Origin of the sequence: Selenomonas sp. FC4001 (genome assembly GCF_000701565.1) — a bacterium.
Classification (GTDB): Bacteria; Bacillota; Negativicutes; order Selenomonadales; family Selenomonadaceae; genus Selenomonas_A; species Selenomonas_A ruminantium_B.
In genome coordinates this window covers 99,044-111,873 of record NZ_KL370794.1, presented here as the reverse complement: position 1 = coordinate 111,873, position 12,830 = coordinate 99,044, and the positions used below count along the sequence as shown (strand labels likewise).

Below are 12,830 nucleotides of genomic sequence, written 5' to 3'. Positions count from 1 at the left end.
CCCTTTTCTGTCTTATTTATTCTGCAACAAACCAAGTTCCTGCAAGATTTCCTGTCCGCCGGCAGCGAGAAGTTTTTCGGCCAACGTTACGCCCAATTTTTCAGCCTCACAAGCCTTGCCGCTGAGTTTATCGCGGTAGAGGCGCTGACCGTCCAAGGAAGCGATTACGGCTTCTACCTGTATTTCGTCGTTGTCAGCAGGCACGGCGTAAACGCCAACCGGCACCTGACAGCCACCCTCTACCCTGCCCAAAAAGGCACGTTCTGCCTTGGCACAATGTACCGTGGCTTCGTCATTGAGGAACGCGAGCATTTCGCGCATCTCCGCATCATCCTCGCGGGTTTCAATGGCCAGTGCCCCCTGCCCTACGGCAGGCAGTACCATATCGCGGGGCAGGACTTCTGTGATGCGCTCACCAAAGCCCAGGCGTTTGAGTCCGGCCACCGCCAAAATAATGGCATCGAAGTTTTCACTTTCCAGTTTGGCCAGCCGCGTATTCACATTGCCCCGCAGGTCACAGATATTAAGGTCCGGACGGGCATGCAAAAGCTGTGCCTTGCGGCGCAGGCTCGATGTACCTACTTTTGCGCCACAAGGCAACGCTGCAAATGTCTTAAATTTTGGACTGACCACGGCATCACCGGGGTCAAACCGCTTGGTAATGGCGGCAAGCGTCAGCCCTTCGGGCAGCTCTGTCGGCATATCCTTGAGGCTGTGCACCGCAAGGTCAATGCCGCCCGAGAGCATATCCATTTCGAGTTCTTTGGTAAAGAGGCCCTTGCCACCGATTTTGGCCAAGGGGGCATCGAGAATCTTATCCCCCTTGGTGGTCATTAATTTGAGTTCGACTTTAAGGCCGGGATATTCTTCTTCCAAACGGCCTTTTACATATTCTGCCTGCCAGAGAGCAAGCTTACTGCTGCGCGTACCGATAACGATTGTGTCTTTCTTCACTGGTTGCTGTCTCTCCTATCGTATCAAGTTTGAATAGCGCCCGCATGGCGTCGATATAAAACTGCTCATTTTCCGTGCCAGCGGCAGAGTTAAGTTTCATCATGGGCATGCGCAAAATCTTGCGCACAATCATGCGGCTCATGTGTTCTACCTGCCGCCATTCTTCCTCCGTAAGCTCCGGCAGTTTGGAGCTGGCCCGCTTGACTTCCCGCTGACGGATGCGCTCGCAGCGGTCAGAGAGCAGCGCCATCAAGGGACGGAACGAGAGGTACTGGAACTTTTCCTCAATGGAGGCCACTTCTTCGGCCACGATTTTTTCCGCCTGTTTGGCTTCCTGACGGCGTTCCTCGATATGTTCATCGACCACTTCTTCCAAAGCGTCGATATTGTAGAGCGTTACACCCTTGATATCACCCACTTCGGGGTCAACATCACGCGGAACGGCAATATCAATCAGGAACAGCTGGCGGCCCTTGCGCTTGGTCATAAGCTGCCGGGTTTCCCAAGGTTTAATCACATAATGCGGCGCCCCGGTGGAAGTCACAATCACATCAACATCCACCGCCCGCTTCATGGCTTCATCAAAGGGCACAGCCTCGCCGTTAAACTGGCTGGCCAGAAGTTCTGCCCGGTCCAGATGACGGTTGGTCACATAGATTTTCTTCACGCCCTGGGAAATCAGATGCTGGGCGGTAAGTTCCGCCATCTTCCCGGCGCCGAAAATCAGGGCACTGGCTTCCGTCAGCGCACCAAAGGCTTCCTTAGCCAGTTCCACCGCCGCATAGCTCACGGACACCGAGTTAAACTGAATGCGTGTTTCCGTACGCACCCGCTTGCCCGTAGCAATTGCCCGATGGAAAAGCGTGTTGAGCACCGTACTCGTAGTACCGGCCTCCCGCCCCATGGCATAGGCTTCCTTGACCTGGGAAAGAATCTGGCCTTCCCCCAGTACCAAGGAATCCAGACTGGACGCTACCCGGAACAGATGTTCGATACATTCTTCATCGGCATAATGATAGAGATATTCGTCAATATTCTCCTCATTGCCCGTCAAATCGAAGAGAAACTGCTTGAGGGTTGCTAAATCTCGTTCTGCATCATCCACCACCGCATACATTTCGCTGCGGTTGCAGGTGGAGAGTACCACCGCTTCCAATATACCTTCATACTCCCCTAAGTTGGCCAGGCCGCTCTTTACTGCTGCCTTGGGGATGGAAAACCGCTCACGTACATCAACAGGTGCCGTCTTGTGGTTGAGCCCCAGCATTAATAATTCCATTTTTTATCTCTTCCTCCGCCTGGTCTAACTGACCTGCTCTCACTAAATCAATCACATGCTGCGTCAGCGCCTGCCGCCAGAGCCTCTCATGCTCCTGGCTGCCCCCCGGCATCCCCTTTACTGTCTGACGCAATCTGCTTAACCGTACCAAAAAATCTCCGAAACCATTGGGGTATTCCTGCTCCAGCCGCTCACGCAGGAGCCTCGAAAAGGCGGGACTGCCGCCGCCAGTGGAAACCGTCAGCAGTAAATCACCCCGCTCAATACGGGAAGGCACATGAAAATCCGTCTGCTCAAGATCTGCCGCTGCATTGACCAATGCCCCGAGTTCCTTCGCCTCGGCAATAGCCGCATCATTGGCCGCTTTATCGTCTGCTGTGGCAAAGACCAGCAATGGCCTAATTGCCTGCAGCATGCCCCGCTGATATCCCTCCGGACGCCAGGAAATTCTGTCTTGTCTGGCTAATTCCTGCAGGGAGCCCGTCAGCTCCGGTGCTATCACCGTGACTTTGGCTCCGGCCGCCAACAGGCCCTTGGCCTTCCGGCAAGCCACCTGACCACCGCCAATGATAGCACAGCTTCTGCCCGCCAGTTCCAAATTCAGCGGATAAAGCACCTGATCACCTTCTACTTTACGTTTGTGAATACCTCTCAATTACGAATCGGATTCATATTTTTCTACTGTTCTTATTATACCTTATACGGACGCGAAAAAAAAGCAGAAATCGATAAATTTTCGACTTCTGCTTTTGGATGTTTACACAAGAAATATCTCAATCCAGGGAGATAATTTTATTTTTCAGCACATAGACCAAAGCCTGTGTTCTATCCTCAACTTTCAGCTTGCGCAGAACACGGGTCATATGATTTTTGACGGTCTTTTCACTGAGTCCCAGAGCTTTGGCGATATCCTGATTGGAAAAGCCCTTGGCTACACATTCCAGCACATCCATTTCCCGGGCTGTCAGCCGTTCACCACGGCTTTCGTCGAGCATCTCCCGGGCCTTGATTTCCACATCATCCGATACGGTGGCACTGCCAAAGAGGCGCTCCGCCAATTCCGGATAAACGAAAGCATCGCCGCCGTTCACTACATGGATAGCCTTGATGAGCACTGCCGGTTCCACATCTTTCAGCAGATAACCCAGGGCGCCATTTTTGAGCATTTCCAAAATGTAATTGTCGCTGTCGTGAATGGTCAGCGCGATAACGCGGGTTTCGCAGTCCGCCTGCTTCAGCTGCTTCACCACTTCCAGACCACTGAGTCCGGGCATATTGATGTCGAGCAGCAGGACATCCGGCTGCAGCATCAAAGTCCGGGCCACGGCTTCCTGGCCATCCTCAGCCTCACCGATAACCTCAAACCCATCCTCAAAATTGAGTACTCTCTTTATCCCCTGTCGTAGAAGCGCATGGTCGTCTGCTATCAAAATTTTTATCGCCATAATCGTTTCTCCTTTATCACTGTTAATCCGTCACTTCATAGCACATGCGCCTTGAGGAAAATCATGACCTCCGACTCCGTATGACTATGCCGTACACTTTTGAAAAAATTTCCCAAGATGGGAATATCCCCTAAAAAGGGAATCTTACTCATACTGCGGGATTCCTCACTGCCGATAAGCCCGCCAATCACCATGGTTTCCCCGTCCTGCAGGCGCACCATGGTATCCGCACTGCGGCGCTGGAAGCGATAGGCCTTCATATCCGTCACAAATTCCGGAGTGCTGACCTCCGTATGCACTTCCGCTGTAATCTGCCCCTCGGCATTTACCCGGGGCGTGCAGCGCAGAATGATGCCAGCCTGCCGATAGGTCACCGTATTGGTTGTGGATGTTTCCGTCACCGTCTGCGTGGGCACCGGCACCTCCCCACCGATATTGATGACCGCCTCATGCCCCTGAATGGTGGTGATATTAGGCCGTGCCAGAATCTTGGCCTTGCCATCTGTCACCATGGCATTTAACTTGGCACTGAAATAAAACTCAAAGGGCTGCCCCTCGGGGCCATGACCGAACTGGATGATTCCCGGAATGTCCTCGTTTTTGCCATTGTAATAACGGCGCATTTCGTACTCCACCCGTTCATTTTCCCTGCCTTCATGGCGGTAAGTCTTGCGGGCTTCAGGATATTTGGGTAATTTTGACCATTCCCATTCCACACCTAAATTCTTCGCCGCATTCTTGGACAGGGCCACTACTTTGGCTTCAATGCTCACTTGTTTAGCGGGAATATCCACCTGCTGCAGCGCCTCCTGCAACCGCTGTGCTTCAGCGTCGGTGCCATAAAAAACCACCTTCCCGGCAGATTCATCCACGAGCACACGAGAAGAATTTTCCGCCACACCTGCCTTTTCAGTGGACTGACCTTTTGCAGAGTTACCCGCTATGTTATTATCTTTCGTCATTTGGGACTTTTTTCCTGCTTCTCCCAAAGATAATTTTGCAACTTTCGCCAAATCAGCAGGCCGGGCATACTTTGCCTGATAGCTGTGTACCCGCCGCAGAGCATTGCTCTTGTCCGGTGGGGTCAGTACATAGATGTTGCCATATTTTTCCAATAGTAGTCCTTGGGAAGCCGCTATAAGTTCCAAAATATTTGCCGGCTCTTCTTCCACATTGACAGTCACCGTTCCTCCGATGTTATCCGCCAGCAAAATATTGAAGCCACCCAACCGGGCCACGGACATGAGCACCGTCCCCGTGGGCGCATTCTGCACCTGTAAATGCACTGGAGAAGCCAGCGCCTTTATCGGATTCAGCCACAACAACAAAAGCAAACCAAACAGGCAAAACTTCTTTCCACCCATATCACTTCGCCCCCGTCTCTGACATATTCAGGCTAAGCACTTGCCCGGAACGCTCCACCGTAACCGTAGCCGTGCCTATGCCCGTCACCTGCCAGCCATCTGCCCATTCCCCAACAGCTGCTGTCACCGTATTGCTGCCCACACGCAGCAGCGCCAGCCGCTGGCCATTGCCTTCCACAATGCCACAAAGGAAAATCGCCGGAGCCGCGGGAATATTGCTCTGCTTTTCCGCTGCAACTGCAGCAGGCGGGGCTGCAGACGGCAATTCATTTTTAGAGGCCGGTAGCATCCCTTGAACTGGCTCTCCTTCCCGCTCATGGACAAATGAAAAAGGATTGCGCAATTCGCTGCCGGCTATCGCCTGCTGCAGACCGATAACCTCCGTCGTCCCTGTCTGCTTCTCCGCAGATTCCTGCTTCGCCTGCAACACAAGAGGAGACTTCTCTGCCTCATCGGCATACCAAGCCCCTGCTAACGCCAATAAAATAAAAATCCCCACTCCAGCAAGCAGCTTACGCTTCATTTTTCGCTCAAGCTCCATACTTTCGCCTTCTCTGTCCATATATCGTGGAAGTTTTATTTTATTATACATCCTGCAGGAAGTTTTTGCCAGCTTTTAATTCAGATTTGAGCCCTGTTCGTGGCACAAGGTCGGAGGAAAAATATTATCTGTCCCCACGGTGCCTTAATAAGCAGATGTAATGTACGCACTAAGCCCGGCGGCTGATGATACATTCCCGTCGCGTTAGGCAAGCCTGCATAAGCAGAGGGAAAGTATTATCAGCCGCCGGGCGTCTTAGCATATCAATGTAACCGAAACTTTAGTTCTTAGCGACCAAATCCGCTTCCGTCAGCGTCCCTTCTTTGGCCTTCTGCGTCAGTTCCGCCGTAGCCGTAAAGAGCACATCACTGGAGCTGTTGAGCGCTGTTTCGCAGGAATCCTGCAGTACGCCGATGATGAAGCCAACACCAACGACCTGCATAGCAATATCATTGCTGATACCAAAGGACGAGCAGGCCACGGGAATCAGCAGCAGAGAACCGCCTGCCACACCAGAAGCACCGCAGGCACCAACCGTCGCGATAATGCAGAGCAGAAGTGCCGTGGGCAGGTCCACATCAATGCCCAGCGTATGAGCACAAGCCAGGGACAGCACCGCAATGGTGATGGCTGCACCACTCATGTTGATGGTAGCACCCAGCGGAATGGAAATCGAATAGGTATCCTTATTGAGGCCCAGGCGCTCGCACAAGTCCATATTTACCGGAATGTTGGCTGCCGAGCTTCTCGTAAAGAAAGCATAAATACCGCTTTCCCGCAAAGTCGTGAGTACCAGCGGATAGGGATTGCGATGAATGTGCATATACACAATCAGCGGGTTCATGATGAGCGCTACGGAGAAGAATGCGCCCAGAAGAACGGCCAGCAGATGGAAGTAACCCAAAATGGCATCTGCGCCATTCGTGCCGATAGCATCTGCCACGAGGCCCATGATGCCGAAGGGTGCCAGGCGAATAACCCACTGCACGAGTTTGGTCACAGCCTTGGCAAAATCATTCAGCGCTGCCTTGGTCGTATCCGATGCGCTATGCAAAGCCACGCCCGTCAGCACCCCCCAGGCCAGGATGCCGATGTAATTGGCATTGGCAATGGCATGAATGGGGTTATCCACCACATTCAGCACAAGGTTGTGCAGAACTTCCAGAATACCGCTGGGCGGCGTGAGCTTTGCATCCGCCAGCTGCAAGTGCAGTGTCGTGGGGAAAGCAAAAGAATAAGCCACCGCCACCAACGAAGCAAAGAAGGTGGCAAAGACATAAAGTCTTACAATGGGCCGCATGGATGCACTGGCATCCGCATTTTTCTGTGCCATGGCGTTCATAACCAATACGAACACCAGCACCGGTGCCACACCTTTCAAGGCCCGGACAAACAAATCACCAAAGATGGACACCAGGGGCACCATCCCCGGCGCCGTCAAAGCGATGATAATACCAACTACTAAACCGACTGCGATTAGCTTGATGAGGGCAGTTTCCATATATTTTCTGCCGACTTTACGAAACATGCTAATCATCCTCCTTCATTAAATATCTTGTATTACGATAAGTGCGTTCACCCTTATGATACATCTGTTAGTATATACTATACTTTACACTTTTGCAAGGGTAAAATGTAAAAATGTTTTTATACAGTGAACGATTACCAATAATAAAAAATCACCGCGTACACATTTCTTTAATGTGTACGCGGTGAAAAGACATATTATGGAATTACAGCACGATTTTGCTAAAATCAGCCACTTTGTTAACCAGAGCATCGATGGCATGGAGCAGGGCCAGACGATTATTCTTAACCGCTTCGTCCTTATCCATAACCATAACCGCATCGAAGAAGGCATCGATGGGTTTCGCCAGTTCCTTCAAGGCGTCAATGGCACCGACGTAATCCTCACCATCTACGAGGCTGGCAACAGCACTGTTGGTGGATTTGTAAACATCGTAGAGGGCTTTTTCTTCATCAGCCACAAAGACGTTTTCCTTGATTTCCGTTGCTTCGGCTTTTTTCGCCAGATTGGACGCACGGACAAAGGCCTGAATGTTAGCGGCGGCATCAGCCGTTTCCACGAACTTAGCCACAGCAGCAGCGCGCAGGCTGACAGCGTAGATATCGTCTACGTTTTCGAGCACCGCATCCACCACATCATAGCGGACAGCTTCGAGCACGTTCTTGAGGCGCAGGCGCATGAAGTCGGCTACATCAGACTGCATCTTCGTGCGAACAGCCTCATCCGTCAAACCGTAGAGGTCCATGGATTTTGCTACAACCTTGGACAGGCTTACGTTCCACTTGGCTTCAATCAGCATATTCACAAGACCGAGAGCCTGACGGCGCAGAGCAAACGGGTCCTGGGAACCCGTCGGAATCTTGCCGCGGGAGAAGGTACCTACGATGGTATCAATCTTATCAGCCATGCTCACGATGCGGCCGGCCTCCGTCTGCGGCTGGTTGTCGCCGGCAAAGCGCGGCATATAGTGCTCGTCAATGGCAATGGCTACATTTTCGCATTCGCCATCAAGCTTAGCATATTCACGGCCCATAATGCCCTGCAGTTCCGTGAACTCAGTTACCATACCGGTTACGAGGTCAGCCTTGGACAGAAGGGCTGCACGCTGTGCATGTTTGTGAGCCTTTTCATCAGCGCCGATTTCATCCGCGATAAAGCCAGCCAGTTCCACAAGGCGTTCGGATTTTTCGTACATCGTGCCAAGGCCCTGCTGGAAGACAACGGTCTTGAGTTTTTCGCGGTGTTCTTCAAGGCTCTTCTTGCGGTCTTCGTCAAAGAAGAACTGTGCGTCAGCCAGACGGGCACGCAGTACGCGCTCGTTGCCGTGCTGTACGGTTTCGAGGTGTTCGCTGCCGCCATTGCGCACCGTGATAAAGAGCGGCAGAAGTTTGCCGTCGGCGGTCTTAACCGGGAAGTAACGCTGATGGTCGCGCATCGGCGTAATAACCGTTTCCGGCGGAAGTTCCAGATATTTTTCTTCGAACTTGCCGCACAGGGCCGTCGGATACTCAACGAGGTAGAGCACTTCTTCGAGCAGGTCTTCAGTGATTTCAGCCTTGCCGCCGTTCTTTTCGGCAACCTCGGCAATCTGCTCACGAATCATAGCCTTGCGCTTTTCCTGGTCAACGATGACAAAGTTTTCTTCGCAGGCCTTTTCGTATTCAGCAGCGCTGTTGATGGTGAAATCGCCCTGGGACAGGAAACGGTGGCCACGGGAAACCTTGCCGGATTTAACCTCGGCAACTTCAAAAGGCACAACTTCTGCATCATAGAGGGCCACAATCCAGCGCAGCGGACGGATGAACTTGAAGTCCAAATCGCGCCAGCGCATATTGTTCGGGAAGTTCAGGCCGCAGATGAGTTCCGGCAGAATGGTCTGCAGAAGCTCCGCCGTTTCCTTGCCCTTTTCATGTACCATGGCATAAACATAGCCGTCTTTTTCCACAAGGTCTTTCGGGTCAATGCCCTGACCACGGGCAAAGCCCTGAGCAGCCTTGGTCGGGTTGCCGTCAGCATCAAAAGCGATAGCTGCGGACGGGCCACGGTTTTCGCTTTCCACATCTTCCTGCTTTTCCGCGAGGTCTTTGACCAAGAGAGCCGTGCGGCGCGGCGTACCGATGGTGCGGATTTCCCCGCAGGCAATGCGGCTGTCAGCAAAAGCCTTAGCGGCATTTTCCTTTAACTGGGCAAGGATGCCCGGCATGACATGTGCCGGTACTTCTTCCGTGCCGATTTCTAACAGTAAATCCTTGCTCATTATTTCTTCTCCCCTCTATGCAGCATTGGGTATCCTAATTCCTCACGCTGTTTCAGATAACATTCAGCGCAGAGACGTGCCAATTTACGCACGCGGCCGATAAACGCCGTACGCTGGGACACGGAGATAGCACCGCGCGCATCCAGCAGGTTGAAGGTATGGGAGCACTTGAGCACATAGTCATAAGCCGGATGTACATAACCTTCAGCGATTACGCGGACAGCTTCGGCTTCGTACTTGTCAAACATCTCGAACAGCAGTTTTTCGTCGGAGAGGTCGAAGGCATAAGCGGACTGCTCATACTCGTTCTGATGGAACACATCGCCATAGGTGTAATCGTCCGTCCACTGAATGTCGTAAACATTTTCGACCCCCTGAATGTACATAGCAAGACGTTCCAGACCATATGTGATTTCCGAAGCGACAGGCTTAACGTCCTGGCTGCCCACCTGCTGGAAGTAGGTGAACTGCGTGATTTCCATGCCATCGAGCCATACTTCCCAGCCCAGGCCCCAAGCGCCGAGCGTCGGGGATTCCCAGTTATCCTCTACGAAGCGGATATCGTGCTGTTTCGGGTCAATGCCCAGACGTTCCAAGCTCTCGAGATAGAGTTCCTGAATGTTGTCCGGGGACGGCTTCATGATAACCTGGAACTGATGATGCTGATACAGACGGTTCGGGTTATCGCCATAACGGCCATCGGCAGGACGGCGGGACGGCTCTACATAAGCCACGTTCCACGGCTCCGGGCCAAGTACACGCAAAAAGGTCGAGGGGTTCATCGTGCCCGCACCTTTTTCGACATCATAAGGCTGTGCTAAGATACAGCCCTGCTCTGACCAGAATTTCTGCAGAGCCAGGATGATTTCCTGAAATTTCATAGGTACAACTCCTTTTTCTCCTGTTACGGCTGACCGTGCTTATACTAAAAAAGCCCCGCCCCCGTAACGCACTCGTTACAGGGACGAGACTATATTTCTATATTCCCGCGGTTCCACCCTGATTGGTTTCTACTATATAATAGAAGCCCACCTCAAAGTTTTCTCTTGTCTTTTGCTCCAAAGTGCCCTTCACGCTCTGACCGGCTTACACCGTCCCGGCCTCGCTAAGTGCGCGCTACTCCTCTTTTTCATCGCTGAGGTCAATTTTAGCAAACTTAGGAAAAGCTGTCAATCCTCAGCACTTCCTTGAAGGAAAAAACTCACCAAAAGCGAATTATAGGGTAGCAAGATTATTTTCCGAATTTTCAAGGAGGCAAGAAGCATCATGGGAAAACTCGATATTGCCAAAGGTCAGTTTCTCCACCGCAAAGGTGATACCGTAAATGATATAGCCATTATCCTCAAAGGCAGTTTTACCATCAGTGACGGCGCAGATATCAATCTGCCTGTTGGCAACGGTACGATTTTAGGCGCCTTCCATCCCGCCGGCGGAACGTATCGTTACAACTTCCAAGCCGCCGAGGACAGCACCCTCTTTGTCTACGATTACACGGATGAGGACGATTTAGCAGCCGCCATCACCGCTACGCCTACGATTGCTCCTGTGATGGTATCCGCTAGTGTAAATTTCTTAAATCAGCTGGCCGATACCCTCTCCGAACTCTACGAAGCAGGCTGCAAACTATGCAAGGACGCCAAAGCCAACTACAGCGATTACAAGAATATCTGTGCCCGGCTGATGGTCGCCCCCAAACTGTTCGAGGGCATCAACGTGCTCGTACCGCCCGAAAAGCCGGATATTCTGGACAGCTGGCAAATGGCTCTGTGCCGTGCCGCTTTGGATAAAAATGACTTACTGCGCAAGGAATGCTACCCTGCCGACATCCATTTCTGTGTAGGCGTCATTATGCTCTCTGCCCAGATGGCGCGGATTTTACAGCTGGAAATTGATAAATCCCAGACGTTTATTCAACAGATAAAGAACGATACCGACGATTTCATGCGGGAATACCACTCGCAAAAATCAAAATTTGACGATGCCGCGCGCCAGGAAGCCATGGAATCCGGCAGCGGCAGCCTGCCCCAAATCAAGAACGCTCTGACCACCATCCTGGCCTTTGCCGAAACCAGCCGGGATATCGGGGATGCCTTTGGCCGGGATATCCGCGCCTTTATGAAAGCCCCAGACAAAGCAGAAAAATCGGCCGAAATGCGCCGTCTGCGCGGTGACATCACCACGAACTTCTATACCATATATGAAGCGGCGTTCTTCAAAAGCCTGACCACCGATGACATTCCCGCCGAGGTCAAGATGTTCCTGCTCTTTGGCTTCGTTGATGAAGAACTGGCCGGAGAAGAAAACACCGCCGAACTCTATAAGTATGCCGTTCTCTGGGAAGATGACCCCAACGGACGTGTTCTGCCTGCTTATGAATGGCTCAAGAAAATCTATCGCGGCGAAGTACCGCCCTCCAAGGACGAATTTGACAATGATTGGCCCGACCATCTTAAGGAGGAAGTGCGTCAGGGCAACCTGACACAGGCCCAGGCCGATGCCATGCTGGACGATACCAAAGCCATGGCTTCCTTTGAACTGCACAACATGGTCACCGGCGCCAACAAGATGACCTACGGCAGTATCTTCTCCTTTATCCCGGCCTTCTATGCCCAGTCGGTCAGCCGCCCGCTAGAAAACTGTCTCGTCACCGCCCAGCGGGCCACTGATGAACTCAACCATGTACGCAGCATTGACTTTGGCTGCTTCTACCGTCCGGCTTACGCCACCTATCCGCAGCTCAAAATCAATCGCTTCGACTACAATCAGGAAATTCTGCCCTACATCGTCTTGATGCCCAACTACGGCAGCCGCGGCGTCATGTGGCAGGAAATCGAAGGGCGCAAACGCACCACGCCCGCCCATATGGTCGTGTCCATCCTTCATTCCGAAGACCTCTTTGATACCTTTATCAAAATGTGCGCCCAATTCCGTTGGGAAATGTGCAAGCGCATTCAGGGCGTGCACTACAGCGATATCTCCGAGCCGTCCCTGACCTCCGAATACTGCAACTACCTGCAGTTCTACAAGAAAAATTCCAGCCTATCCGCCGATATGAAGGAAAAGGTCAAAACCGCCCTCAAGCGCAACAGCAACAGCTACAGCAACGTCTTTGCCTCCGAATACGAAATGTTCCTCAAGGCGGAATCCGAAGGCCTGCCCCGCCTCAACAAAGTATCCCGGGAAATCCTGTTCAAATACTGCACCTTCTCGCAAACGTACCGGGACAAACTACTGATTAATCCCCAGTACAAACCACTCATTGAACGCTGGCTTGTCGGCAGAGATGACCGGGCCCGCACCCTCGAACTATTCTCCCGCAGAATTCTGACCCAGACAAAGGAACTTCCCGAGGAAGTACAGATTGAGGCCGAATATTTGAAGCTGTAAATTAACCAAAGAAAGCGTGTATCCGACATGTCAAATTGACTTGTCAGATACACGCTTTCTTTTGACTTGTCAAAA

At 52.1% G+C, this 12,830-nt stretch carries 10 protein-coding genes; 1 reads left to right on the top strand and 9 read right to left on the bottom strand.

The window, feature by feature from the left end; all coding sequences use genetic code 11:
• Positions 1 to 12 precede the first annotated feature (12 nt).
• The 9 genes from hemC to glyQ form a co-directional block, all read right to left on the bottom strand.
• The gene (gene hemC, locus T320_RS13460; protein WP_037356915.1) at positions 13 to 954 is read right to left on the bottom strand and encodes a hydroxymethylbilane synthase; all 942 of its coding nucleotides are present in this window, start codon (positions 952 to 954) and stop codon (positions 13 to 15) included.
• Complete coding sequence (gene hemA / locus T320_RS13455; RefSeq protein WP_037356912.1) at positions 914 to 2,233, bottom strand: glutamyl-tRNA reductase; 1,320 nt, start codon at positions 2,231 to 2,233, stop codon at positions 914 to 916. The genes hemC and hemA overlap by 41 nt, the downstream gene beginning before the upstream one ends.
• Positions 2,187 to 2,849 (bottom strand): precorrin-2 dehydrogenase/sirohydrochlorin ferrochelatase family protein, encoded by a 663-nt coding sequence (locus T320_RS13450; protein ID WP_037356909.1) that lies wholly within the window; start codon positions 2,847 to 2,849, stop codon positions 2,187 to 2,189. Before T320_RS13450 ends, hemA begins: the two co-directional genes overlap by 47 nt.
• Before the next feature lie 157 nt (positions 2,850 to 3,006).
• Complete coding sequence (locus T320_RS13445) at positions 3,007 to 3,678, bottom strand: response regulator (protein ID WP_037356907.1); 672 nt, start codon at positions 3,676 to 3,678, stop codon at positions 3,007 to 3,009.
• A 35-nt stretch (positions 3,679 to 3,713) separates the two neighbouring features.
• Positions 3,714 to 5,042: a secretin N-terminal domain-containing protein gene (locus tag T320_RS13440; protein ID WP_037356904.1), complete on the bottom strand. Its 1,329-nt coding sequence runs from the start codon at positions 5,040 to 5,042 to the stop codon at positions 3,714 to 3,716.
• A 1-nt stretch (position 5,043) separates the two neighbouring features.
• Positions 5,044 to 5,604 carry a hypothetical protein gene (locus tag T320_RS13435; protein ID WP_197019444.1) on the bottom strand — a complete coding sequence of 187 codons (561 nt, stop codon included), beginning with the start codon at positions 5,602 to 5,604 and terminating at the stop codon, positions 5,044 to 5,046.
• A 259-nt stretch (positions 5,605 to 5,863) separates the two neighbouring features.
• Positions 5,864 to 7,111 carry a serine/threonine transporter SstT gene (gene sstT / locus T320_RS13430; protein ID WP_037356898.1) on the bottom strand — a complete coding sequence of 416 codons (1,248 nt, stop codon included), beginning with the start codon at positions 7,109 to 7,111 and terminating at the stop codon, positions 5,864 to 5,866.
• 205 nt (positions 7,112 to 7,316) lie between these two features.
• Positions 7,317 to 9,368, bottom strand: a complete 2,052-nt coding sequence (glyS, locus tag T320_RS13425) for a glycine--tRNA ligase subunit beta (protein WP_037356895.1) — start codon at positions 9,366 to 9,368, stop codon at positions 7,317 to 7,319.
• Positions 9,368 to 10,249 (bottom strand): glycine--tRNA ligase subunit alpha, encoded by an 882-nt coding sequence (gene glyQ / locus T320_RS13420; protein WP_026760105.1) that lies wholly within the window; start codon positions 10,247 to 10,249, stop codon positions 9,368 to 9,370. Before glyQ ends, glyS begins: the two co-directional genes overlap by 1 nt.
• Before the next feature lie 385 nt (positions 10,250 to 10,634).
• On the opposite strand from glyQ, the gene T320_RS13415 reads away from it, so the two are divergent.
• Positions 10,635 to 12,755, top strand: coding sequence for a cyclic nucleotide-binding domain-containing protein (locus T320_RS13415; protein ID WP_037356892.1), 2,121 nt, complete (start codon positions 10,635 to 10,637; stop codon positions 12,753 to 12,755).
• Positions 12,756 to 12,830 lie beyond the last annotated feature (75 nt).

Coding starts and splice junctions, on each gene's coding strand:
- hemA (WP_037356912.1), bottom strand. CDS start 2,233: ATGGAATTATTAATGCTGGGGCTCAACCACAAGACGGCACCTGTTGAT.
- T320_RS13445 (WP_037356907.1), bottom strand. CDS start 3,678: ATGGCGATAAAAATTTTGATAGCAGACGACCATGCGCTTCTACGACAG.
- T320_RS13440 (WP_037356904.1), bottom strand. CDS start 5,042: ATGGGTGGAAAGAAGTTTTGCCTGTTTGGTTTGCTTTTGTTGTTGTGG.
- T320_RS13435 (WP_197019444.1), bottom strand. CDS start 5,604: ATGGACAGAGAAGGCGAAAGTATGGAGCTTGAGCGAAAAATGAAGCGT.
- sstT (WP_037356898.1), bottom strand. CDS start 7,111: ATGTTTCGTAAAGTCGGCAGAAAATATATGGAAACTGCCCTCATCAAG.
- glyS (WP_037356895.1), bottom strand. CDS start 9,368: ATGAGCAAGGATTTACTGTTAGAAATCGGCACGGAAGAAGTACCGGCA.
- glyQ (WP_026760105.1), bottom strand. CDS start 10,249: ATGAAATTTCAGGAAATCATCCTGGCTCTGCAGAAATTCTGGTCAGAG.
- T320_RS13415 (WP_037356892.1), top strand. CDS start 10,635: ATGGGAAAACTCGATATTGCCAAAGGTCAGTTTCTCCACCGCAAAGGT.